Below are 25,044 nucleotides of genomic sequence, written 5' to 3'. Positions count from 1 at the left end.
CATAAAACTGAGCTCGTGAACCTAACAACAGAGTTAAAAGACATTGAGTGATTATAAAATTTGGGTTGATGCGGATGCATGCCCTAATCCTATCAAAGAAATCCTGTTCCGGGCGGCGGAGCGCAAAGCCCTGCCGCTGGTGCTGGTGGCTAATCAAATGATCCGCGTACCGCCATCTCCCTATATCAGCCAAATTCGAGTCGGTGCGGGATTTGATGTGGCAGATCAATATATTGTCGATCATGTTGAACCGACGCATTTAGTGATCACTGCGGATATCCCCTTAGCGGCTTTAATCATTGAAAAGGGCGCCTTGGCGCTCAATCCCCGTGGCGAGCTTTATACCGTCGATAACATAAAACAAAAGCTGACGATGCGCGATTTTATGGAGGATTTGCGCGGTTCTGGCGTGCACACCGGCGGGCCTGATTCGTTTTCTCAAGCTGATAAACAGGCTTTTGCCAATAGCTTAGATAAATGGTTAGTGCGCGTATGAATCATAGTTTACTGGTCGCTAATGGATAAACAGAGTATCTTTAGCTTAAGTTAGGTGATGTTGATCACGTTTAACTGGGCAGGATTTTAGCCTGTTGCGGATGTCGATTTTCTTTACGGCATGGCTTTTAAACTCACTCTTTAAGGACGGATACGATGAAAAAATGGATGGGAATTGTCGCCTTATCTGCTATGGCCAGTTTTAGCTGTGCCGCGCAATGGCAAGTGATGGAACAAGATTCGCGAGTCAGTTTTATTTCGGTAAAGAAAGGTGATATAGGTGAAGTCCATCACTTTAAACAACTCAAAGGTACGCTAAAAGATAACGGTCAATTTGAATTAACAATTCCACTAATCGGTGTGGCAACGGGTATTGATGTCCGCGATGAGCGGATGCAAAATTTGTTATTTGAAGTGTCTTTGTATCCAGAGCTTAAACTGTCATCACAAGTAGACCCTAAGATACTAAAAAATCTTGGCGTCGGTGAGAGTAAAGTTTTTGATATTGATGGAAAAATTGCGTTACACGGCAAATCGCAAACTAAGGCTTTTTCGGTGATTATCACTAAAGTTTCTGATAACAAACTTTTAGTGAACAGTTTTCAACCGGTAATTGTTAATGCCAATGAGTTTGATCTTGTGGCTGGGATTGATAAATTACGTGAAATTGCGGGTTTATCGAGCATTAGTCAAGCTGTTCCTGTGTCATTTGTACTAACCTTAACTCAGTAACTTCAATAAGATTGGTATAGATCAATACGTCTGTTATCGAAGATAGGCTAGAGTTAAATAAGTGGCGTATGCGAGATCTTGATAAGAAGCCGAGCTTTTGGCTTCTTTGATATTTTCTGATGTGCTATTAATAGCATCACAATAGATATTAAGTTAATGAGTTTAAAGGGTAAAAAATGGTCACAGATAAAGATGGTTACATGCATTTGGTCCAGTATTTAACTGAACATCTTGGCTTATTTGAAACACCAGGTTCAGAGGTAGTTTCAGACGATACTGTGATGGAATTATTTGAAGAGCAATTGTCGGCACAGATCATTATGGTGTGTGGCCAAAATCCATCGTTGTCTTTTACGCAACGTAATGTGATTATCCGTGAAGTGGATGCAATTGTGTATGATTTAGAAGAGATTTTAGCTTCAGTTGCCAACCATAAAGCGACTCCCGCACAGACTTTATTTATTACTGAGTTTTCTAGTTTGATTAAGAATTTGTTCGATCAAGAAATCGCTAAACTTCAAGTGAGTGCTTAGTCAGAATAGCAATTAGATTATCTATTAATGCGTGATTTCAGGTAAGTCAGGACTAATACTAATTTTTAGCAGCGTAAATCATCATCGTTTGAGTACCATGTGTTTCCTCACTCTTATTGTTAAGCTCGAGCTGCAGCAGCTTTGAGTGTGAGGTAAATATCTGCTCTTTGCTTCACCTCATGTTATTTCGTATGGCCACCATTTTTCATCGAGTTCTGCGACTAAGTTTTGTTGCTGTGTTATGCGAGTCATCGCTGTGGATTAGCTCCTTTTAGTGTTATTTGCATTGCTGATGTGTATGTATTAAATGGTGTTAGCTTAAAATAAAAAGCCCATCTTTCCCGCATTTATGTCATTGTCTGTGTATCTTTAGTGTATGAGCTTTAACTATTTTTCCCTTCATGTATTGATAAGGAGTGTTCAATGCTAACGATTTCTTCGGGTCATGCTGATGATATATTGGCTGTGGTCGCATCTGGCCGTGTTAACCATGGGGATGTTGAAGGCTATTTGGTTCCCGCCATAGAAGCCAAGCTGCAAGACCACGCCAGTATTCGCCTTTGGTACGAGTTTTCCCTTGAATTTGAAGGTATATCCGTTGGGGCCCTGTGGGATGATGCGGTATTAGGTTTATTTCATTTAAGTGATTTTTCAAGGGTCGTGATGATTGCCAATGCCACTCAAACAAATGCTATGGTTAATGCGCTAGCCTGCATGCTGCCATGTCCGGTAAAGGTATTTACCGCCGATGAACATAGCCAAGCCAAGGCATGGTTAGATCAATAACGCACCTTCATTTATTGCGGTTCTAAACCTGTACTCAGTGGCCAACGACATTGAATGTGTGTGCCTTGGTTCAAGTGGCTACTGATGCTAAGGCTGCCATTGAGATCATTTTTAAGCCACAGATTTATACAGGTCAGCGTTCCAATGCAGAGTTCTTGTGTTAGTTCTTGTCGTAACTGTGCGAGTTGCGGTTCTGTCATACCTATCCCATTATCGATAATACTGATGTGTAACTCTTCGCTCGACTTGTCGATATTAATGGTTATTTCACGCTGTTCATTGTGAGCTTTAAATGCATGATTCAACGTGTTGGTGATTAGACGATAAAACAGCTGCAAATATTGCCAAGAAGGGCCATCAATGATGACATTTTCTTCGCAATTTAACGCTATTTCCACATTTGTTTTAGCTAGTTGTACCTTTAGTAACCCTAAGAGATGGCGCATAAATTGTGCGAGATGCAGTGGCCGAATGTCATTTTGATGATTCGTTAATAACTGGGCAATATGTCGCAGTTTATTTGCCTGAGTCACCATGATTTCGGTGATCTGATTTTGGTCGTTAGCATTATCTATTGGCTGAAGTTGGCACACTTTGGCGAGTAGCTGATCTTGCTCATGCATAATTTGCGTCATCATTTCAGCTAGAAAATTTTGCATTAGCTGTTGGCTTTGTTCACGACTGAGATTGAGTTGGTGATGCTTCTCAAGTAATTGGGTTGATTTGTCTTGGAGCAGATGGAGTTCATGGTTATGTTGATTACTGAGGCGAACTTGTTCTTGTAGGTGATTAAGCGCCTCGACTTGCCCTAAAAGTAACTTTTCTTGTTCTTGCTCTTTAATTTTTTGTAAGGTGATATCAAAGGCGATAGCACCGACTGCAATAACGGTATCGTCATCATCTTTGATCTTAAATTTAGTCACGATATAAATAAGATTGCCTAGGGGCGATGGAATAGCTTCTTCGAAGTTTATGGCTTCATGATTATGCAGAACGCGTCGATCATTTTGTTGATACTCGTGGGCAAATTGGCTGGGAAATATCTCAAAATCAGAGGTGCCAATAATGCGTCTGCGTTCTATACCTAAGATTTCACAATATTTGTCATTGACGAGAATATATTTACCGTGAAGATCTTTGATATAGATGAGATTTTGAGAAAATTTAAGTAAAGCCCTCAATTGTTCTTTATGGCGCTTTAACTCCAGTTGAAACAGGTTTTGGCTCTGCAATTGCTGTTCTAGTGCCAGGTTACTCGCATCTAAGCTCGCCATTGCCACTTCAAGCTGTCGAGTACGCGACAGGAATGTTTTTGCCAATAAGCCAATTTCGTCATGGCTGTTATTGGCTTTGAGTTCGATAGAGGCGGAATCATTACGTTTTAAGGCTTGGACGATTTCAATAATGGGGGTGATAAATAGTCGGTGCTGGAGTAAGAATAATAGAATTAAGCCTAATAGTTGAATACAGACTAAATAAACGCCGACCTTTTCGATTAAATGTTTAGCGGTATCCTGCAGCGGTGAAATTGGGGTGACGACAAGTATCTTCCAATAGGTATTTGGCATGAGAAATACCGAAACGAGAGATGCCGTTTTAAGGATTGGATCATGGGGCAAAGTTACCGACGTCAGTAATTTCGGGGCAGAAAAATGATTTAAGGCATTGTTATTTACGATGGCCGCTAACATGTCACGCTCATTTTGATGACTTAGTCTCGTTAGATGCTGCATCTGTTCTTGGGTAAAAACGCGCTCGGCAATCGCCGCTTCTATAAAGGCTTTATCTGCACTCTGTAATGCGACTTCGACGGGGCTGAAATCTGGCTGTTGGCTGGCGAGATGATTGAAGGTGACGAAAGAATGATTGGTATTGGTTTGATGCTTAAGATCGTTATTGGCATCTGGATAGGCGAGTACTTGGTTTTGATGATCTAAGGCTATGACATAGCCTCTGACATTAATCATAGCATTGCGTAACAGCACATTGAGCTTTTCTAAACTGATATCCACAGTGGCGGCACCAATAAACTGATGGTCCATCCACATAGCGCCTGAGGCTGTGATCATTGACTCATGGGTTGTCGGATCGAAATAAGATTTTGACCAGAAAATTTTACCTGCAGGAAAATAGCGCGTCGGGCGATACCATTCTTCGGTGTGGTAGCTTGGGAACGTGTCTTTGTTATAGGAATCAATGGCGACTAATTCATCGTTAACATTGTGTGCCCAAAACAGGCTATCTCGAAATTTTTGCTGATTAAACGCGCCGGGTTCCGGCCAGACGCCGCCGCCAGAGATGATGCGTTGTTGACTATCGAGTTTCAGCAACGTGGGAATGGTTTTCACCAGTTGCTCATGATCATAGCGGTAAAGTTTGGCAATACTGGAAATAGAGTCGACTACGGTTTCAACCTGTGAAGTCATTTCTTGCAGTTTGGCGATAATCAACTGGCCATAGTTTTGGTTTAACACGGCTTGCTGATCAAGAACTTGTTGGCGTTGAATGCTTAGCATCACCCAAGCTGTACTACAAATCAAAATAGCGGCAATGACGAGCTGAATAAGGCTAAATTTGAATGGCAAACTGTTCTGCCATTGGGTCAATGGCGTGTGTGGCTCAGATGTCGAACTTTTTCCCATAATCCCCAGTTTCCAAATCACCACTTTTCATTGAGCCAGTGTAGCGCTTTCTCACTGTTTTGCTATTGGCATATGTTTAAGTTGCGAGGATTGAATGGGATAAGTGGAATACAATCGTCAATAAAAAGGCAGGTTTTATGCCTGCCTTATCTCAAACTTGTTATTTATAAAGAGACGGTTTATTTGAACCACTTAGGACAGGCACAATAAAGAGTAACCAAGCGACTAAGAAGCCACTGAAAGCCACGACCATCCATTCGGGCATCGTTACACCCATAAAGACCCAAGGTACATCAGTACACATGCCAGTAGGCATCATAACGGCAGGGAACCATTCGTGTAATGGCATCCAAGCTGGAAATTCAGGTAAGAATGAACAGGTTGAAAAAGGGGATGGGTTGGCTTGCATATCTACGAGCGATAAGGCCAGTTTTAATCCCCAAGTTGCACTGATGGCCCAGAGCAAGGCAGCTAAGATCCTGACGATTCGATATTTGGGGGCTGTCATGCCAATGAGGCCTGCTGCCAATAAACCAAAAATAGCGAGTCTTTGGTAAATACACATGACACAGGGTTCCAGTTTCATGACATATTGAAAATACAGGGCGGCTGCTTCTAACCCAAGGGCTGTGCCTGCGAGAATAAACCAAGATGAACGGGAATGGGCAAAGCGAGTCATTACAGTCAAAGTGAGCTCCATATCAACAAAAAACGCCCTCAGACATGGGGCGTTTTTTGGACTCTACTTATTAAATAAAGTTCAGTCAATAAAGAAGATTAATGTCCAGTCATCGGCTCTAAAACTTCACTAGCGCTGTGATGGATGATTATCTGGGAATCATAGAAATATTGGGTGGCTTGTTCTAAGAAACCCGTTTGAATCGCCATGACACCTACGATAGACAGCACGATAGTGTAAGGCAATGCCATCCATACCATTCTGCCATAGGATAAGCGGATAAGTGGTGCTAGGGCTGAGGTTAGTAGGAACAAGAACGCCGCTTGACCATTGGGCGTGGCAACCGAAGGTAAGTTAGTTCCAGTATTAATCGCAACGGCCAGCAAGTCGAATTGATCACGGCTGATTTGACCGTTAATCAATGCCGCTTTCACTTCGTTAATATACACAGTGCCGACGAACACGTTATCACTCACCATAGACAGTAATCCGTTGGCGATATAGAAAATCACCAACTGAGTATTGCCTTGATAACTCAGTGCCCATTGGATCACTGGTGCGAATAAGTGCTGGTCGATAATCACGCCAACAACCGCAAAGAAGACAGCTAATAACGCGGTAAAAGGCAGTGCTTCTTCGAAAGCTTTACCGAGGGCATGCTCATCGGTAACGCCGTTAAAGGCTGTGGTTAAAATAATCACAGAAAGACCAATTAGGCCCACTGAAGCCAAGTGTAATGCAAGTCCTGCGATCAACCAGACACCTACTAAGGCTTGGACGATTAACTTCATGTTGTCTTTATTGGTACGGCGCGCATCTTCATGGGCGGCATATTCACATAAGATCCGATGAACGGCCGTTGGCAACTTAGCGCCATAACCAAAAATGCCAAATTTTTCAACTAAGTAACAAGTTAAGATACCCGAGATTAATACAGGAACAGTAACGGGTGACATACGCACGGCGAATTCACCAAATTGCCAATTTGCTTGCGCGGCGATAATAAGGTTTTGTGGTTCACCGACCATAGTACACACACCGCCCAGCGCAGTACCCACACCCGCATGCATTAACAGATTACGTAGGAAACCACGGAATGCACTGAGTTCTTCTTCGTTTAACTGATCTTCACCATCATCATTTTTACCTTCAGAGGTATGATCGTGATCAGCGCCGAAATCTTTTCCAGAAGCGACCTTGTGGTAAATAGAATAGAAACCCACAGCGACCGCGATAATGACGGCAATAACTGTTAACGCATCTAAGAAGGCTGATAAAAAGGCTGAAGCCAAACAAAACATTAATGACACTAAAATTTTAGAGCGCACTTTAGTAATGATTTTCGTGAAGCCAAATAGCAGCAATTGCTTCATGAAATATATACCAGCGACCATAAACACCAAGAGTAATAATACTTCGAGGTTGGCTTCTATTTCATGTAAGACTTGGCTTGCCGATGTCATTCCGATCGCGACGGCTTCAATTGCCAATAATCCGCCAGGCTGTAATGGATAGCATTTTAATGCCATTGCTAAGGTAAAAATAAATTCTAGAACCAATACCCAACCAGCCACAAAGGGGTCGACATAGAAAAAGAGTATTGGATTGATAATTAAAAATGACAGTATTGCGGTTTTGTACCACTTAGGAGAATTTCCTAAGAAGTTCCCAATAAACGCCTGACTCATTGTCGCCGGCATGGCAGCCTCTCTTCTAATTATGTTAAAAATTGCACGTGATTATTATCAATACCTGCGTTAGTTAAATGAGTCTAGCCTAAAGAGAAAGCTAATGTAATGAGTTACTGATACCGACATTTCAAAAAGCGGAGCTAAGCGGCAAAATTGGCCCATCCTGTATTGACCTTGGTCGTTTTTTTGAACGATTCTGTGACATTTACACGGCGATAACACAGTGATTTTAAGTGAATGGTTTCCATTTTTTACCGCTCTGGTATGATCAGTGACCATTACGACGCACAACAACTGGATAAGTGGGCTGATGATTATCAATGCCAAAGGACCTGCAAGTTTTGCAGAGAAGTATATTGTGAGATCAATTTGGGAAAACAAATTTCCTCCAGGGTCCATTTTACCGGCTGAACGTGAGCTTTCAGAATTGATTGGTGTGACTCGCACCACTCTGCGTGAGGTGCTTCAGCGCTTGGCGCGTGACGGTTGGCTGAAAATTCAGCATGGCAAACCAACACGGGTTAACAACTTTTGGGAAACCTCAGGCTTAAACATCCTTGAGACTATTGCTGATTTGAATCCCGAGGGTTTTCCGGTATTGGTTGACCAACTCTTGTCAGCTAGAACGAACGTCAGTGCTATCTATTTTCGCGGTGCTTTGCGTTATAACCCGGATACCGCTGTGGAGGTACTTGCAAAGATTCACCAGCTTGAAGATACGGCTGAATCCTATGCTGAATTTGACTACTTACTGCATCACACCTTAGCTTTTTCGTCCGGAAATCCACTTTACGTTTTGATATTAAACGGATTTAAAGGTTTGTATAGTCGAGTTGGTCGTTATTACTTTACCAGCTCAGATGCGCGTTTATTAGCATTGAACTTTTACAAAGAATTAGAACTGTTGGCTCAGGCTAAAAATTACCTCGATGTCTCTGCGCTAATGCGTACCTATGGCATGAATAGCGGTAAGATGTGGTTACAATTACGCGAAGATATGCCGGCTTCTATTGCTCAAGATCATTAAACTCTGTGAGTGATATCGCGTTAAGATAGCGCTAAATAAACAAAAAGGCCGTTTCAATTGGAAACGGCCTTTTTATTGTGCTTATTATTCTGGTTTATTGGCTTCAGGGCAGGATGCTAAGACGCTAATACTCGCATCTGCATTTTTTTGCTCTAAGGTGACAGTGAAACCCCATAATCGATGTAAATGCTTTAATACTTCTTTATGGCTGTTGGCTAAGGGAATATCGTTATTTGGCACATAATGTAAGGTTAAGGATCGATCACCGTTGATTTCTACATTATGTACTTGGATATTCGGCTCAATATTAGACAGGTTATATTGTTGTGATAGTAACTGGCGAATATCTTGATAGCCCTGTTCATCGTGGATTGCAGATACCGAAAGATAATTGCGTTTCTCATCATCATGGATACCAAACAATTTAAATTGGCGGATAACTTTAGGTGAAAGATATTGGCTAATAAAGCTTTCGTCTTTAAAGTTTTGCATTGCAAAATGCAACGTTTCTATCCAATTACTGCCAGCAATGTCGGGAAACCAAGCTTTATCTTCATCGGTTGGATTTTCACAAATACGCCGAATATCGGTGAACATGGCAAAGCCTAAAGCGTATGGGTTGATGCCGCTGTAATAACGACTGTTGTAATCGGGTTGGGCCACAACGCCTGTATGGCTTTGCAAAAACTCGATCATGAAGCGATCAGTGACCACGCCATCGTCGTACAAGTGATTCAAGATAGTGTAATGCCAGAAGGTTGCCCAGCCTTCATTCATGACTTGAGTTTGTTTTTGCGGATAAAAATATTGCGCCATTTTACGCACAATACGGATTATTTCCCTTTGCCATGGTTCAAGCAAAGGAGCGTTTTTCTCGATGAAATATAAAATATTTTCCTGCGGTTCGGCGGGGAAACGACGTTTTTTAGATTGAGACTGCTCATGTTGATGGGTCGGAATCGTGCGCCATAAATCATTTACTTGGCTTTGAAGGTAAGCCTCGCGATCCTTTTGTCTTGCTTGTTCTTCCCTGAATGAGATTTCAGAGGGACGTTTATAACGATCTACACCATAGTTCATTAGCGCATGACAGGAGTCTATGACGCTTTCGACTTGTTCTACACCGTATTTTTGCTCGCAGTCACTGATGTAGTTTTTAGCAAAGACAAGGTAGTCAATAATCGAGCTCGCATCTGTCCATGTCTTAAATAAGTAATTGTTTTTAAAAAAGCTGTTATGTCCGAAACAGGCGTGAGCTATCACCAGCGCCTGCATTGTGATGGTGTTTTCTTCCATTAAGTAAGCGATGCAGGGGTTAGAGTTTATCACAATTTCATAGGCGAGCCCCATTTGGCCACGTTTGTAACCTTGTTCGGTTTCGATAAAACGTTTGCCGAAAGACCAATGGGTGTAACCTATGGGCATGCCTATGCCAGCATAAGCATCCATCATCTGTTCAGCAGTGATGACTTCAATTTGATTTGGGTAAGTGCTGAGTTTATAGAGCGCTGCCACCCGCTCAATTTCCTTGAGGTAGTCTTGCAGTAGCTCGAAGCTCCAGTCGGGACCATCGCTCAGTGGTGTCCAAGATGTTGATTTAGTTATCCCCATAGTGCCCCCTTAAACCGCTTGTTTCTTGAATAGCTCCCTAAAGACAGGGTAAATATCTTCGGCTTGACGTATATGCTGCACGGCGATGTTGTCGTAATGCTGTTGCAGGGATTCATATTCGCGCCACAGGGTTTGATGGGCGCGATTGGTGATTTCGATATAGCTGTAGTAGCGCACGAGTGGCAATATTTTTTGTTCTAACAATTGCCTACAGGTAGGTGAATCGTCAGCCCAGTTATCACCGTCGGATGCTTGGGCTGCGTAAATATTCCACTCATCGGCGGGGTAGCGGGCTTGTTGAATTTCATGCATTAATTTCAATGCACTGGACACTATGGTGCCGCCTGTTTCTTGCGAGTAAAAGAACTCGTGTTCATCGACTTCTTTGGCTTGGGTATGGTGGCGAATGTAAACCACTTCTAAATTTTTATAGGTACGGGTGAGGAACAGATACAGCAAGATATAGAAGCGTTTTGCCATATCTTTAGTTGCCTGATCCATAGAACCAGACACATCCATTAAACAGAACATCACAGCTTGACTAGAAGGGATTTCCCTTTTGGAATAGTTATTAAAGCGTAGATCGAAGGTATCGATAAACGGCACTCTGGCAATCTTTTGTTTTAACTCCTCAATTTGGGCTTTTAAATCCAAAATCAACTCGGCCTTAGTGCCTGGAATATTTTCCAGTTCGGCAAGTTCTTGTTCTAACTCTTTTAATAGTTTCTTTTTACTGGCAGACATAGCAATGCGACGAGCAAGGGATGAACGTAATGAACGGACAATATTGATGTTAGCGGGGACGCCATCATTGGTGAACCCAGCACGGTAGATTTGGTATTCCACCAGTTTATTGAGGCGATTTTTTTGTAGATTGGGGAGTTCTAAGTCCTCAAACAATAACTCTAGATACTCGTCTTTAGAGATTTCGAACACAAAGTCATCGTCGCCTTCACCCGAGTTTGAGGCCTCACCTTTGCCCGAACCGCCGCCTGAACCACCAGGTGGTCGGTCAATTTTATCGCCACGGGTAAATTGGTCATTACCGGGATGCACTCTATCCCTGACACCGCCTTTGCCTTGGTGAAACATAGGTTCACTGATATCCCGTGTTGGGATACTGATTTTTTCGCCTTTATCTACATCCGTTACGCTGCGACGAGTCACTGCATCGCTGACGGCTTTTTTAATTTGTTGCTTATATCTATTGATAAAGCGTTGGCGGTTGACTGTGCTTTTTCCTTTCGCATTCAACCGTCTATCGATAAAGTTCGCCATACGCACCTCCCAAAACCCAGCGAAGGCTTTGGCAACACCAAAGCCCTGTACTTAGTTAGCGCAAGTTTAAGAAGATTTACGAACTCGTAAATACCACTCAGACAAGAGTCGGACTTGTTTTTTGGTATAGCCTTTCTCCATCATGCGATTGACGAAATCATCGTGTTTGCGTTGATCGTCGTTCGACGTTTTGGCGTTAAAGGAAATAACAGGCAGTAAATCTTCTGTGTTGGAGAACATTTTCTTCTCGATCACAGTGCGAAGTTTCTCGTAGCTGGTCCATAGCGGATTGTTACCCTCATGGTTCGCGCGGGCGCGCAGCACAAAGTTAACGATTTCATTACGGAAATCTTTAGGATTGCTGATCCCCGCGGGCTTCTCAATCTTCTCAAGTTCAGCATTAAGGGCAGCGCGGTCGAATAGCTGACCCGTTTCTGGGTCGCGGTATTCTTGATCTTGGATCCAAAAATCGGCGTAAGTGACATAGCGGTCGAAGATATTTTGGCCATATTCAGAGTAAGACTCTAAGTAAGCGGTTTGAATCTCTTTACCGATAAACTCCACATATTTAGGGATCAAATAACCTTTTAGGAATTCAAGATAACGTTCGGCGGTATCGCCGGGGAACTGTTCTTGTTCAATTTGTCGTTCGAGGACATAGAATAAATGTACTGGGTTGGCGGCGATCTCTGAATGGTCGAAGTTAAATACCCGCGACAAAATCTTAAAGGCGAAACGGGTGGATAGTCCATTCATGCCTTCATCGACACCTGCGTAATCACGGTATTCTTGGTAAGACTTAGCCTTAGGATCGGTATCTTTCAGGCTTTCACCGTCATATACCCGCATCTTAGAGTAGATGGAGGAGTTTTCAGGCGGCTTGATGCGTGACAACACACTAAATTGCGCTAAGGTTTCTAAGGTGCCGGGAGCGCAGGGTGCTTTCGATAACTCAGAGTTGATTAGCAGTTTTTGATAGATTTGCAGTTCTTCTGAGACCCGTAAACAGTAGGGCACTTTGACTATGTAAACACGGTCGAGGAAGGCTTCGTTGTTTTTGTTGTTTTTGAAGGTTGACCACTCGGATTCGTTTGAGTGAGCCAGAATAATCCCGCTATAGGGCAGGGCCGATAAACCTTCTGTGCCGTTATAGTTACCTTCTTGCGTTGCAGTCAGTAGTGGATGCAGCACTTTAATTGGTGCCTTAAACATCTCGACGAATTCCATCACCCCTTGGTTTGCACGGCACAATGCGCCTGAATAGGCGTAAGCATCGGGATCATCTTGGGAGAAATGTTCGAGTTGCCGAATATCGACTTTACCGACAAGGGACGAAATATCTTGGTTGTTTTCATCACCAGGTTCAGTTTTCGCTATTGCCACTTGGTCCAGAATGGATGGAAAGACTTTTACTACGCGAAATTTGGAGATATCGCCACCAAACTCATGCAGACGTTTTACCGCCCAAGGTGACATGATGGTTTTCAGATAACGGTTGGGAATGTTGAATTCATCTTTTAACAGCTGTCCATCTTCTTCCACATCAAACAGGCAGAAGGGGTGATCGTTGACTGGGCTGCGGACTCCATTCGCGCTCAGGATGTAAATGGGCACTTTTTGCATTAGTGCTTTGAGTTTTTCGGCTAGCGATGACTTACCGCCGCCCACTGGGCCCAGTAGGTATAGAATTTGTTTGGATTCTTCTAATCCTTGAGCCGAGTGCTTTAGGTAAGCCACAATTTGCTCTATGGCGTCTTCCATGCCGAAGAAATCTTTAAATGCGGGATAGCGTGAAATAAGTCGATTCGAAAAAATACGGCTAAGTGTTGGATTTTTTGCGGTATCAATGACTTCTGCTTCACCAATTGCAAGCAGTAGTCGCTCTGATGCTGACATGTAAGCGCTGCGATCTCCCTTGCAGATGTCCAGAAACTCCTGCAAAGAATATTCTTCATCGAGTTTTTGTTCGTAGCGCTTTTGGTAATGCTCGAAAATGCCCATATAAACCCCCTGAAACGCCAGTGATGTCATGGAACGGATAACTGGCTAGCCAGCCTCCTACTCTAATCTTAGACACAAACTCACTATCTGTGTCAAAAAAATATCAAATAAAAACAATAACAAATAGTTGCAAACGCAATTATTGCACTTGTAGTTAGCGGAGGATAAATCGGTGGGATAAGGGATGGGCGGCTAACGAGGGGCATAAAAAAAGAGCCACTAGGGCTCTTTTTACTGGGATTAACCCACTGCTTATTCGGCAGTAAACAACGTTAGGTTAAATGAATTAACCTGCGAAGTTTTGGTTAACGAAGTCCCAGTTAACTAATTGCCAGAAGTGGGCAAGATAGTCAGGACGCACGTTACGGTAATCGATGTAGTAAGCGTGTTCCCACACGTCAACTGTCATGATTGGCGTTACTGTGCTGTCAGTCAGTGGCGTCGCTGCATTGCTAGTGTTAACGATAGCAAGAGTGCCATCGGCTTTTTTCACTAACCATGTCCAAGCGCTACCGAAGTTGTTTACTGCTGAATCAGTAAATTGCGCTTTGAATGCGTCGAATGAACCGAAAGCGGCATTGATTGCATCAGCAACTGGGCCTGTTGGTTCGCCGCCAGCATTAGGGGCTAAGCAGTTCCAGTAGAAAGTGTGGTTCCACACTTGAGCTGCGTTGTTAAATACGCCACCGGTAGAAGTCTTGATGATATCTTCTAAAGATTTGCCCGCGAAATCAGTTCCTTCGATTAAGCCGTTTAGCTTCACAACATAAGTGTTGTGGTGCTTGCCGTAGTGGTATTCTATGGTTTCTTGAGAAATGTGTGGTTCTAGTGCGTTCTTTGCATATGGTAATGCGGGTAATTCGAAAGCCATTAGTATCTCTCCATGGTCTTAGGTTATCGTTTCTTAAACGTGCTCACTTAGGACTATTGTACCGATAAAATTTGTGATGTGAATCATTGTTTAGCTAATTGACTAGATAGACGCCATCGAAAAATCAAATGTCGACATAACCTTACAAACTGTGGGATTTTGTTCTGCGTCTAGCTGACGTACAATAGTCACATTGAGTCAATGTCATCCTACTTAGGAATCAAAATGGAAACAGTAGAGAAAATTAAGCAGCAGATCACGGAAAACCCTATCATTGTTTATATGAAAGGCTCTCCTAAGTTACCAAGCTGTGGCTTCTCGTCACAGGTAGCTCAGATCATGATTAACTGCGGCGAGCAGTTTGCATTCGTGGATATTCTTCAGCATCCAGACATTCGCGCAGAATTACCTAAGTTTGCTAACTGGCCGACTTTCCCACAATTGTGGATTGAAGGCGAGTTGATCGGTGGGTGTGATATTGTAGTGGACATGTTCCAAAAAGGCGAATTACAACCTTTGATCAAAGCGGCTGCCGCTAAGATCAAGACTGAGGAGTAAGAGTTAATTCTTACTTCATAAAAATATTGCTTCATAAAAAAGCCGCCGTGATATTAATCACGGCGGCTTTTTTATGGCGGTTTCTTAAGAAACGATCAATTTTATAAAGTGGTCATTTTTCAACGACCTACTTCGAAATTGATCGTGTCTTCAAGCCGTGATTAATGAGGTGTCACATCAGACTCGTGGTGTTTATTGTGTGGCTTAGTCGCGGGTAATAGTAAGTTCATGGTAATGGCGACAATACCGCACAAGCTAATACCAGTCAGACTGAATGAACCTATGCCAAATGCCATGCCGCCGATACCAAAGACTAAGGTAACACCGACAATACTTAAATTACGTGGCTCAGATAAATCCACATGATTACGAATAAGGGTGTTGAGGCCAACTGCGGCAATGGAACCAAATAGCAAACACATAATACCGCCCATCACTGGGACGGGGATAGTTTGCATCAGCGCACCTAGTTTGCCAACGAAGGCTAAAGTGATAGCGGTAATGGCAGTCCAAGTCATGATCTTCGGATCAAAATTTCGGGTTAAGGTTACTGCACCTGTCACTTCTGAGTAAGTCGTGTTCGGTGGACCACCAAAGGCTGCGGCTGCAATTGTGGCAATACCGTCACCCGTTAGCGTGCGATGCAGGCCGGGTTTTTTCATAAAATCTTTACCCGTGACGTTGGATATCGCCAGAATATCACCTATATGTTCTACCGCAGGGGCGATTGCCACTGGGATCATAAATGCGATGGCATACCAGTTTAATTCTGGCGCGACAAATTTAGGAATAGCAATCCAGCTTGCAGCGGTCACAACGGCAAAATCAACAATACCAAAGGCTAGGCTTAAGCTGTAACCTACTATAATACCTGCTAAAATCGGCATCATTTTGAGTAGGCCCTTTGCGAAAATCGCCACCGCGATAGTGGTACCAAGCGATGCGAGCGAAATAAATAACGCCGTATTTGTAGCGACTAAAGTCAAGCTACCATCACCACTCTTGCCTAATGCCATATTCACCGCAACGGGGGCTAAGCCAAGGCCGATAATAATGATCACAGGTCCCACTACGACTGGGGGCAATAATCTGTGAATAAAGTCAGTGCCGCGCACTTTAACCAAGGCGCCGAGCATGACGTAGACCACGCCCGCGGCCATAATGCCGCCCATTGTGGATGGAATTCCCCAAGTCTGCACGCCATAAAGTATGGGGGCAATAAAAGCGAAGGAAGATGCGAGGAAGATAGGCACTTGGCGTTTAGTAATCAATTGGAAGAGTAGGGTACCGATACCTGCGGTAAACAATGCCACACTGGTGTCGAGCCCTGTAAGTAGCGGCATTAGTACTAGGGCACCGAAGGCCACAAATAGCATTTGCGCGCCCTGTAGGGGGATAGCGAGTCGTCTCATTTATTATTCTCGTTAATTTAGGGTAAACCGCCAAATGATAACAGTTTGTTGGATTTTGAGCAGAAGAAAATCGCCTGTTTTACCGACGTTGATCACTGTTTGGGTTTTCTGTGCTATGGCAGGCATGGAAATGGGGCTAAATTTTGGCAAGACTCGCTTAAGGCGCTAACTATGGTACAATTTGCCTCATCTGACGCTACTTCAACTACTCAAAGATGCTGAAATTTCTATTGAAGCCGAGCTTAATTGCATTTCTATATTGTCTGTTCACGATTAATAGCGTCAATGCTGTTGAGGTGAGTAAATTAGATGAGGCCAATGTGCCTGTGTCTTCGCGCGCAGTTGCTGAACGCGACAAAGCCTTAAAAAGTGCACTTGAGCAAGTTATTATCAAGAACACTGGGACGGCGCGATCCCTCGATAACAGCCTGATCCAATCTCAGCTCAGTAATCCTGATACCTTGCTGAGCCAGTATGGTTATATCGAGCAAAATGGCCAATTGCTGTTGACCGCGAGTTTTGAGCACCGCCGCATCGTGGCGTTACTGCGTCAGGCACAATTGCCTGTTTGGGGAACTCAACGCCCGCTGACCTTATTTTGGGTCGCTATGCCTGGTGATGGTGACACTATGATATTGGGCGACTCATCTGCGTTAGCCGAACGTAAGATTTTTAGCGATTTTTCCTATGCCCGCGGTATACCTGTACTCTTGCCTATCTTAGATCTTGATGAGTTGATGGGTATAAATCCTAACGATATTAAAGGGATGTTTGCCGACATAGTAGCGAGTGTATCTGGCCGCTATCAAGCTGACTTTTTTGGCGCTAGTGGCAATTGATGCCGCTGGCAATCAGGTTCGTTATCGTTTAAATCTTTATACTAAGGCTACCATTGATTCTTTGACGCCACCGTTATTCAGTTACAACGGCAGTGCTGAAAATTCGGCCCAAGCGATTACCGCTATGATGGCGGCGTTAGGTGAATACTATTTTACTAAGTATGCGATTGCCGATACTGGTACTCAGCTTGGTGCGAGTGTTACCTTCGTTAATATCCAAAAAATGGCGCAATTAGTTGAAGTTGAAAAATATTTGAAGCAACTCAGCGCGATTAAAAATGCCACGTTAACGCATATTCAAGGTAATACTGTGACTTTCTCGTTAGATTTATTTGGCTCAGAGACGGATTTACAACGCTTATTAAGCTTAGAGCCGCGTATTTCTGTGGTCGCACCTGTGAGTGCAGGTGAATTTAGCCCTGTCTCTAATCAAACTGGCAAACCTGTGTATGAATGGCGTTTACATTAAGATGTTATCGGCCGTGCTTAGTTAAGCACGGCATTGTTTTTATTTAATATTGAGAAGACCGAGTGCCCTTAAACTCACCTTTGCAACTCTCGCTACCTGTGCATTTGCCAGATGACGAAACCTTTAATAGTTATTACCCCGCCGCGGGTAATGATGAACTTATTCAAAAATTGAGAGCGAATGCCGAAGGGCAGGGTGAAGCCGCCATCTATTTGTGGGGCCCAGTTAAATCGGGTCGAACCCATTTAATGCACGCTGCTTGCGCGCATGCTAATGAAGTGGAGCGTCGCAGCTTTTATATTCCTTTAGGCATACATGCGAGTATTTCGACCGCATTGCTTGAAGGCCTAGAACAGTTGGATTTGGTTTGTATCGATGATGTCGATGCCATCGCCGGCCACCCCGTTTGGGAAGAGGCGATTTTTGATCTCTACAATCGCGTTGCAGAACATAAGAATTGTGCTTTAGTGGTTAGCGGCAGTTCGTCTCCTGCGGATGCTGGGTTCCTCTTGCCAGATCTTGTTTCACGTATGCAATGGGGGTTGAATTACCAACTGCAACCCATGGCAGATGATGAAAAACTTGCCGCACTGCAACGCCGCGCCGCTATGCGTGGCCTGCAATTACCGGAAGATGTCGGGCGTTTTTTACTGAACCGTATGGCGCGGGATTTGCGTACCTTGTTTGATGTATTAGATAAGTTAGATAAAGCCTCATTAGTGCATCAGCGTAAACTCACGATTCCGTTTGCCAAAGAGATGCTACACCTTTAGATACAGCATGGTTTGTGTTCGTTCTGAAGATACAAAACCTACTGGCATTAAAGCCAAAAAGAGTAAAGCCCGTCATGTTGAATACATACGGGTTTTTGTTTATCTAAAATTTAAAACGCTATTGTTGTGGATGTTGGTGACGGTCACCACTTAAGCGAAGTTCGGCTTCAAAACGAGACTCGGCATTAATTGCAGCTGCATTGCTTTGGCCTTTGAGCTGCGTATTCGCAGGCGATATTGCCAATGTTTGACGCCAGCTTTGACCTTGCACCATATTAATTGGCTCGGGTAGGCTTTCGACCAGACTGATCCCATTAAGCTCTGGCAGCATTTCATCAATCACCAACGCAGCGCGATTTTCTAGACTGTCTTTTGCAATTCGTCCCCTTTGTCCCCAGTCAATAATCAGCGAATCCGCAGTTAAAATCGCAGGTTTATTGGTGACGGCGACATCACGCAATATTTGATAGCGATAACTCATCATGGCTTCCTCAAATAACATGGCCGTGTCTTCACGGGTACTGGAATATGCATAGAAGTCGCTGGCGATATCGGTAGAAAAGAAAGTACTGACATCCGATGCTTGATAGGCCTTTTGCACATTACTCGCCGCTGCGCCGAGGAAACTAACATTGGCAAGTCCCATCATTTCAGTGCTCGTTAATGGGTAGGTTTTGCTGACTTGATCTGAAATTAGACTCTTGCTGGCATTGCGGCGGCTGTAGTCATCTAACAATCTTGGCCCTGTGAGTGTGGCATGCACGCTGCGTGGAAAAAAGTCATTGGCATGGGCGAGCTCGTGGTACAACAAGGAGGCCAGATCGGGATTGATTTGCGCTAATGTGCGGTTTGCTCTGACGGTAATAGGCACGCCAAGGGAGGCATATTGGTTATCTTTCACATAACGCCAAGGCATCACAAAGTTAAGATCATTTCCGAAATTACTGCGGTAATCCGGCGCTTCATTAATAGTGTCGCGCTGGCTTGGCGTAAGCCATAAATCATTGGGATCGAGATAAATCGCCCCTGTAACTACCCAATAAAAAGAAGGGCGTACATCATAGCTAATCACCACGACCGTGACGGATTGTAACAGGCGGGCAAAATCGCTATTAGGGTCCATCTGGGCTAAGAAAGCGGCAAAGTTATCACCCATCCAATCGTGTGAAACCAGTACTCGATTTAGAATCGTCTCGTGATTGAGATCGCTTGAGGTTTGTCCTATCAAAGGTAAGGTATTGATAGTGCAACTATCATTGAGCTGATTAGAGTAAACACAGTTTGCTAGTACATTAGCGTAAGGCGAGGCTGGACGATAGGCATGGGTGCGCGCAACTGGGGTATCGAAGTATGGCGAGCTGATCGCTGGCGCCGAGGTTGTTAGCACAAAGACATCATCGCTAAGCTGATTGCCATTGACGTTGGCATTCACTTTGAGGTGAGTGATTGTATCCTGGGTGACCGTTGGCGCGGTAAACAAGGGCCTAAACGGATCGCTCACATCGACCATTAAATCTGGGCCAGATGCTACACACCAAGAGATATTTGCTGCGCTTAATTCCGATTGTTGTCCGAGTCTTAAGCTCACATTATTGCCTTCAACCACTTGGTGATCTTGACGGACGTTTAGCACACCCGTCGATGCGGGATCGACATTAATGCCAATTTCTCCGGTGACATCTAGATTACTGCCCGTCACATGCAAGCTAAAACGGTAGCCGCCTGCGGTGGGAGTATCAAAGGCTAATACTGGGCTGTTTTGACTGACGAGTGCTATGTTAGGGCCATCGATTTGCTGCCAACGGAAGGTTAAGTCTTGGCTGTCACGATTTAGGATATTGGCAATGATAGTACTGGATTGACCCGCCACATAATTTGGCTCGGTTTGAAAGCGAATTGAGGATGACGTGGTGGTAATGAGTGGTGAAATGCTATCTGTGCAGCGTGCTAGTGAAGTGGATGGTGGCGTGACTACACTATCATCTGGTTGACTATCACCACCGCCCCCGCATGCTGCAAGTAGGCCAGAGCAGGCCATAAATCCGATAAATTTCAGTGGTATCGACATTCCCATTACACCATTCTCCCTTGTTAACTCTGCTGTGCTATTTAGACTTTTGTGGCGCCATGGGACGCTTATACTGTGAGAAACTGACTATAACACGGGCACTTAGTTGCAAAAAGTCAGTGTAAGTATAATAAGTGTTAATTTTGTCGTGATGGGAATTGACGTCGGAACAGAGGTTGAAACTAAGGTTGAAATGGGTATTCAGACTGAGATCATAAGGGATATTTGAGCCAAGGTTTGGCCTTGCAATATAAAAAGTGCCGCTATACCCAGCAAGGTTAAACGGCACTGAAAATACATTGAACTGACTATTCTTTAGATTTTTTCTTCAGGCCTAATCCCAGTTCACGACCACGTATGCGGGCATAAAATGGGAAAGCGATTAGCAGTACGCCAATCAATAATACTTCGATTAAGGCAAAAGCGAAGGCGTCATTGGTGACATAAAGCAGGGTGAGCCCATGTAACATATATAAGCATAGAATAAAACTCGCCCAAGCGTAAGTGTATGGATTACCTTGGAAAACTCCCTTTGCGGGTAGTAATAACGGCACTATCCATAAGAGACTAAATAGCAGGGTGTATTCACCGCTAATCCCTTGGCCAACAAACCAACCGCCTAATAGCAGCACTAGCGCAAAGTAGCCTAAACGGCTAAGGATAAATAAGGTGTTGGACGTCATAAGTCTACCTAAGGGTTGAAAATAAAAGCCATTTTGGTTTAAAAATCATGGATTAAAGAATAGTGAGCACATTCTCAGGAGGACGGCCGATGGCTGCGCTTTGATTGGCGAGCACAATTGGCCGTTCGATGAGTTTAGGTGTGTTGACCATAGCCTCAATCAACTGAAATTCTGTTAGTGATGAGTCTGCAAGTCCCAAGGCTTGATATTCTGCTTCCTTGGTGCGCATTAATTCGCGAGCACTGAGGCCTAATTTAACCAGAATGTCGCCGATGTCTTTAGCCGTAGGGGGATTTTTTAAGTATTCCACTAAGGTAATGTCGCAGCCTTGTTGCTCGAGTAAAGCTAAGGTTTCACGGCTTTTTGAACAACGTGGGTTATGGTAAATCGTCGCTTGGGTCATAGTACTAGAGGCTCAATACGGGCTGAAATAACAATGGCGCGGATAATAACAGAAAAAACCGCGCACCGTCAGTGTGTTCGGGGCGCATAAATGGGTAATTGTCTTTAATCTATTTGTAAAACAACTTATTACTTAAGCGCATCCATCTCTTTATCAGCCATTTTAAACTGGCGAATACGTGCTTCAATACGTGCAAGCTGTAATGGATTATTTTCGGATGCACGGTAGGCAAAGTTAAGTTGATCGATTGCGCCCTTATAGTTAGCACCTAAGGCCATCAGCTCTGCGGTGGAAAAATATTCCAATGCTTGATTGCCGGTTTTTTTATACACCATAGTCAACAATTGATAGGGTAGTTCATTTTGTTTATCGAGGAAAATCATATCTTCCAGCAAAGGGATTGCTTTGGGGGCTTGATCGGCTTCGATATATATATTGGCTAAGTTGGCATTGATCACTTGAGACGTTGGTTTCATTTTACGCTGGGCTTCGAGCATAGTAATCGCTTTTGCATAGTCCTTACGTTCGATCAGTAAATCAGATTTAGTGTCTATATAAAACAGGTTGTTATCATCGATTTTTAACAGCTCATCGACGATTTTTTCTGATTCATTAAACTTCTTCAATCTATATAAAGCCAGCGCTTTGCCATAAAGTGCCGCCTCTTTGAAGCTATAGGTCTGTTTGTTGAGTTGCCGATCAAACATGCTTAATACTGCTTCGTCGCTATAGCTGGAAAAACGGACTTGAATACGAGCTTTTGCTAGCTGAAAATTAAGATTATCAGGGATATAACGTTTAGGGTATTGCTCGGCACGGTTACGGGCTTCAGTGATCCGCGATTCAGGTAATGGGTGAGTTAATAACATTTGTGGTGGTGTTGTGGTAAAGCGATAACGACTGGCTAATTTACCAAAGAAATCCGCCGCAGCATTGGGATTAAAGCCTGCATCCACTAGAATTTGCATTCCGATGCGATCGGCTTCCTTTTCATGCAAACGGGTGTAGTTGATTTTCGATTGTGTCGCCATGGCTTGGGTTGTCGCAAGCGCCGCCATACCTGCTTGTGGTACTGCAATCGTTAACAAAATGGCGCCAAGTAAACCGGCAATTGTTGCAGGATTACTTTTTTGCTGTGCTTCAAGGGATCGGGCAAGGTGACGTTGAGTAACGTGAGTCACTTCGTGGCCTAATACTGAAGCCAGTTCGCTTTCATTGTCGGCATTGAGAAATAAGCCTGTGTGCACGGCAACATGGCCGCCAAAGAAGGCGAAGGCGTTGATTTCATCATTTTGTAATAGGAAAAAATAAAACGGCGTTTTTACGCCTGTGGCATGGGCGACCAGTTTATTGCCAAGCTCGGTAAGATATTGACTCAACACGGGGTCATTTAGCATAGGTGCCGATGAGCGAATGATGCGCATATAAGCATCACCGTAAACCATTTCTTTTTCAAGGCTGAAGGTGTTAACTGCGGCCGTACCTAAATCCGGTAAGTCATTGTTGGCAAAGCTTTTGGCGGCGAAGGTTAGCAGCATCAAGGAGAGTGCGCCTGCAACAAAAGGTTTGAATCGAGTCAAAAAAGTCAAGTTACGCAAGCGGATCCTTTTATTTCTAATTATCTCAACTAAAGGCAGATACTGCACTTAGCTTGTAGTTTGAGGTGCAACTTAGGATAATGGCCCAAGTTCGTCTATAGCAAGTTCATTATGATTTTTATTGATTTAACGCTCTTTCGTTGTCCAGTACCCTTAGTGAAAGTGAAGCTTGCATTGAAGCCAATGCGAGAGGGTGAGCAGTTGCATATCTTACTCTCAGACTCTGGTTCGCGGCGAGATGTTCCCCAATATTTAAAAAAACAAGGGCATGTCGTGCAAGAGTTGCGTAATGATGCAAGTCTGTTAGCCTTGATGGTCACCAAAGTTGATCTATCTCAGGGATAAATTGAGGATTTTTATGTTTAAATCCTCTGAGACTAGCATCAAGCGCCTAATTCTGAGCCAGAGTGCCGCTTAGGCTAGGTTGTTTACTCTTGTCAGTATTTTTTTTGATTTAGCTGACATGTAGAAGCGAAAGTCTAACTGAGTAAAGTCTCGAATAACATCATGATAATAAATAAACTTTCCTGAGCGTTTGGGAAGCCTCGCCAACCATCACTATTGGAATGATCCATGTTTACTGTTTTTTCTCGTTGGTATCAAGAGCGCTTTAGTGATCCACAAGCTGTGACCTTAATGGCTATTCTTGTCGGGCTCGCGCTAGTGATTTATTTTGCGGCAGGTTTACTTGCTCCGCTGTTGGTCGCTCTTGTGCTGGCATTTCTATTGGAATGGCCTGTGGCGCAAATGCTTAAATTGGGGATTAATCGCACCGCTGGTGCGTCCTTGGTTATTGTGTTGTTTTTGGGAATCGTGGTTTTACTGACATTTGGCTTAATTCCGAGTGTGTGGCGTCAAGGTGTTAGCTTAATTGCCGACTTGCCTAGCATGATTGATAAAGGCTTGCTGACAATACAAACGCTGATCAATCAATATCCACGATTTATCAATCCAGAGCAGTTAGATCTGATGGTTGGTGAGCTTAAAAAACTGCTCGATACTCAACATGTGTTGGATATTGCTAAGCAATTAATCGGTTATTCAGCTTCTTTACTCGTCTTGATGGTGTACGCGATTTTAGTCCCCTTACTGGTGTTTTTCTTTTTAAAAGATAAAGACCAACTGATTAGCGGCAGTAAGCGATTTTTTCCCGTAAATCGCCAGTTAGCCCGTAAAGTTTGGTTTGAAATGCACCAACAGATTTTTAATTACATTCGTGGCAAAGTGATCGAAATCGTGGTTGTTGGTGTCGCAACTTATATTTTGTTTGCCTTGATGGGACTGCGATATTCGGCGTTGCTTGGTGTGTTAACGGGGTTATCGGTATTGATCCCTTATGTCGGTGCAACCTTAGTTACATTACCTATCGCCCTAGTGGCATTTTTTCAGTGGGGTTTTAGTTCTGAATTTGGCTATTTAATGTTGGGTTACGGTATTATTCAGGCGCTCGACGGTAATTTACTCGTGCCTATTTTGTTCTCCGATGCGGTGGATTTACATCCGGTGATCATCATAGCGGCCGTTTTAGTCTTTGGCGGTTTATGGGGTGTATGGGGAGTATTCTTTGCTATTCCATTGGCATCGTTGGTCAAAGCCGTGATTAACGCTTGGCCTAAAACAGAGCTTGAGGCTGACAATAAACTTGATGCGAGTTGATGCCTACCTGTCTAACCGCCATTTGTATCATTGGTTATAGTGGGCGAGTTAACCGTTATCGCCAATTCCTCTTGGCATTTGAATTAAGTGCCAGAGGCGTTTGGGTTGAATGTTGTGCCTTCACAATTTAAAGCATCCTCGTCTAGTACTCTGTACCCATTCACTTATTGTCATTCCTTTTTATTATCACTTTGTCTTAAGTATCATTATGAATCGAGCTTTTAGTTTTAGATGAAGGG

The 25,044-nt window shown here is 43.6% G+C and carries 21 protein-coding genes and 1 pseudogene; 10 read left to right on the top strand and 12 right to left on the bottom strand.

Annotated features, from left to right (window positions below; genetic code table 11):
• The first annotated feature begins 43 nt into the window (after positions 1-43).
• From HQQ92_RS11335 to HQQ92_RS11320, 4 genes are all read left to right on the top strand, one after another.
• Positions 44-496 (top strand): YaiI/YqxD family protein, encoded by a 453-nt coding sequence (locus tag HQQ92_RS11335; protein WP_006081277.1) that lies wholly within the window; start codon positions 44-46, stop codon positions 494-496.
• A gap of 155 nt (positions 497-651) precedes the next feature.
• Complete coding sequence (locus tag HQQ92_RS11330; protein ID WP_028760327.1) at positions 652-1,227, top strand: YceI family protein; 576 nt, start codon at positions 652-654, stop codon at positions 1,225-1,227.
• Between the two features lie 176 nt (positions 1,228-1,403).
• Positions 1,404-1,760, top strand: coding sequence for a DUF3802 family protein (locus HQQ92_RS11325; protein ID WP_028760326.1), 357 nt, complete (start codon positions 1,404-1,406; stop codon positions 1,758-1,760).
• 423 nt (positions 1,761-2,183) lie between these two features.
• Positions 2,184-2,546 carry an STAS/SEC14 domain-containing protein gene (locus tag HQQ92_RS11320; protein WP_173245401.1) on the top strand — a complete coding sequence of 121 codons (363 nt, stop codon included), beginning with the start codon at positions 2,184-2,186 and terminating at the stop codon, positions 2,544-2,546.
• Between the two features lie 11 nt (positions 2,547-2,557).
• On the opposite strand, the gene HQQ92_RS11315 is transcribed toward HQQ92_RS11320, so the two are convergent.
• The 3 genes from HQQ92_RS11315 to nhaB all read right to left on the bottom strand — a co-directional run bounded on the left by HQQ92_RS11315 (position 2,558) and on the right by nhaB (position 7,567).
• On the bottom strand, positions 2,558-5,188 hold the full coding sequence (locus tag HQQ92_RS11315) for a PAS domain-containing protein (RefSeq protein ID WP_173245398.1): 2,631 nt from the start codon (positions 5,186-5,188) through the stop codon (positions 2,558-2,560).
• A 160-nt stretch (positions 5,189-5,348) separates the two neighbouring features.
• Complete coding sequence (dsbB, locus tag HQQ92_RS11310; protein ID WP_173245395.1) at positions 5,349-5,876, bottom strand: disulfide bond formation protein DsbB; 528 nt, start codon at positions 5,874-5,876, stop codon at positions 5,349-5,351.
• An 89-nt stretch (positions 5,877-5,965) separates the two neighbouring features.
• Positions 5,966-7,567: a sodium/proton antiporter NhaB gene (nhaB, locus tag HQQ92_RS11305; RefSeq protein WP_028760322.1), complete on the bottom strand. Its 1,602-nt coding sequence runs from the start codon at positions 7,565-7,567 to the stop codon at positions 5,966-5,968.
• Positions 7,568-7,868: 301 nt separating this feature from the next.
• Between nhaB and fadR the strand changes: the two genes are divergently transcribed.
• Entirely contained in the window at positions 7,869-8,585 is a 717-nt protein-coding gene (gene fadR / locus HQQ92_RS11300) for a fatty acid metabolism transcriptional regulator FadR (protein WP_028760321.1), read from the top strand.
• Between the two features lie 84 nt (positions 8,586-8,669).
• Here fadR and HQQ92_RS11295 read toward each other — a convergent pair whose 3' ends face one another.
• From HQQ92_RS11295 to sodB, 4 genes are all read right to left on the bottom strand, one after another.
• Positions 8,670-10,196 carry a SpoVR family protein gene (locus tag HQQ92_RS11295; protein ID WP_173245392.1) on the bottom strand — a complete coding sequence of 509 codons (1,527 nt, stop codon included), beginning with the start codon at positions 10,194-10,196 and terminating at the stop codon, positions 8,670-8,672.
• A 9-nt stretch (positions 10,197-10,205) separates the two neighbouring features.
• On the bottom strand, positions 10,206-11,474 hold the full coding sequence (locus HQQ92_RS11290) for a YeaH/YhbH family protein (protein ID WP_006081286.1): 1,269 nt from the start codon (positions 11,472-11,474) through the stop codon (positions 10,206-10,208).
• A 66-nt stretch (positions 11,475-11,540) separates the two neighbouring features.
• Positions 11,541-13,475 (bottom strand): PrkA family serine protein kinase, encoded by a 1,935-nt coding sequence (locus tag HQQ92_RS11285; protein WP_131523897.1) that lies wholly within the window; start codon positions 13,473-13,475, stop codon positions 11,541-11,543.
• Between the two features lie 286 nt (positions 13,476-13,761).
• The gene (sodB, locus tag HQQ92_RS11280; RefSeq protein ID WP_028760317.1) at positions 13,762-14,346 is read right to left on the bottom strand and encodes a superoxide dismutase [Fe]; all 585 of its coding nucleotides are present in this window, start codon (positions 14,344-14,346) and stop codon (positions 13,762-13,764) included.
• A gap of 225 nt (positions 14,347-14,571) precedes the next feature.
• Here sodB and grxD point away from each other — a divergent pair, with 225 nt between their 5' ends.
• Positions 14,572-14,904 carry a Grx4 family monothiol glutaredoxin gene (gene grxD, locus HQQ92_RS11275; protein WP_011846572.1) on the top strand — a complete coding sequence of 111 codons (333 nt, stop codon included), beginning with the start codon at positions 14,572-14,574 and terminating at the stop codon, positions 14,902-14,904.
• A 161-nt stretch (positions 14,905-15,065) separates the two neighbouring features.
• Here grxD and HQQ92_RS11270 read toward each other — a convergent pair whose 3' ends face one another.
• On the bottom strand, positions 15,066-16,316 hold the full coding sequence (locus tag HQQ92_RS11270; RefSeq protein WP_173245389.1) for a uracil-xanthine permease family protein: 1,251 nt from the start codon (positions 16,314-16,316) through the stop codon (positions 15,066-15,068).
• Between the two features lie 215 nt (positions 16,317-16,531).
• On the opposite strand from HQQ92_RS11270, the pseudogene HQQ92_RS11265 reads away from it, so the two are divergent.
• Together HQQ92_RS11265 and hda are read left to right on the top strand one after the other, a co-directional pair.
• A pseudogene (locus HQQ92_RS11265) lies at positions 16,532-17,624 on the top strand (DUF2066 domain-containing protein).
• A gap of 62 nt (positions 17,625-17,686) precedes the next feature.
• Positions 17,687-18,397, top strand: a complete 711-nt coding sequence (gene hda / locus HQQ92_RS11260) for a DnaA inactivator Hda (protein ID WP_006081292.1) — start codon at positions 17,687-17,689, stop codon at positions 18,395-18,397.
• Positions 18,398-18,515: 118 nt separating this feature from the next.
• Here the strand turns inward: hda and HQQ92_RS11255 are convergent, their stop codons facing one another.
• The 4 genes from HQQ92_RS11255 to HQQ92_RS11240 all read right to left on the bottom strand — a co-directional run bounded on the left by HQQ92_RS11255 (position 18,516) and on the right by HQQ92_RS11240 (position 23,149).
• Positions 18,516-20,471 carry a hypothetical protein gene (locus tag HQQ92_RS11255; protein WP_173245386.1) on the bottom strand — a complete coding sequence of 652 codons (1,956 nt, stop codon included), beginning with the start codon at positions 20,469-20,471 and terminating at the stop codon, positions 18,516-18,518.
• A 302-nt stretch (positions 20,472-20,773) separates the two neighbouring features.
• On the bottom strand, positions 20,774-21,148 hold the full coding sequence (locus HQQ92_RS11250; protein WP_028760312.1) for a DUF2069 domain-containing protein: 375 nt from the start codon (positions 21,146-21,148) through the stop codon (positions 20,774-20,776).
• 52 nt (positions 21,149-21,200) lie between these two features.
• Positions 21,201-21,551 (bottom strand): arsenate reductase (glutaredoxin), encoded by a 351-nt coding sequence (gene arsC / locus HQQ92_RS11245; RefSeq protein WP_173245383.1) that lies wholly within the window; start codon positions 21,549-21,551, stop codon positions 21,201-21,203.
• 128 nt (positions 21,552-21,679) lie between these two features.
• Positions 21,680-23,149 (bottom strand): M48 family metalloprotease, encoded by a 1,470-nt coding sequence (locus HQQ92_RS11240; protein ID WP_168823942.1) that lies wholly within the window; start codon positions 23,147-23,149, stop codon positions 21,680-21,682.
• 111 nt (positions 23,150-23,260) lie between these two features.
• Here HQQ92_RS11240 and HQQ92_RS11235 point away from each other — a divergent pair, with 111 nt between their 5' ends.
• Both HQQ92_RS11235 and HQQ92_RS11230 read left to right on the top strand, forming a co-directional pair.
• Positions 23,261-23,494: a sulfurtransferase TusA family protein gene (locus HQQ92_RS11235; protein ID WP_028760309.1), complete on the top strand. Its 234-nt coding sequence runs from the start codon at positions 23,261-23,263 to the stop codon at positions 23,492-23,494.
• A 228-nt stretch (positions 23,495-23,722) separates the two neighbouring features.
• A complete protein-coding gene (locus HQQ92_RS11230; RefSeq protein WP_028760308.1) occupies positions 23,723-24,805 on the top strand; it encodes an AI-2E family transporter in 1,083 nt (360 codons plus the stop codon).
• The last annotated feature ends 239 nt before the right edge of the window (positions 24,806-25,044 follow it).

This window comes from Shewanella sp. DC2-4 (assembly GCF_013248875.1).
Taxonomy (GTDB): domain Bacteria; phylum Pseudomonadota; class Gammaproteobacteria; order Enterobacterales; family Shewanellaceae; genus Shewanella; species Shewanella oncorhynchi.
This window is presented reverse-complemented; position numbering and strand designations above follow the sequence as displayed.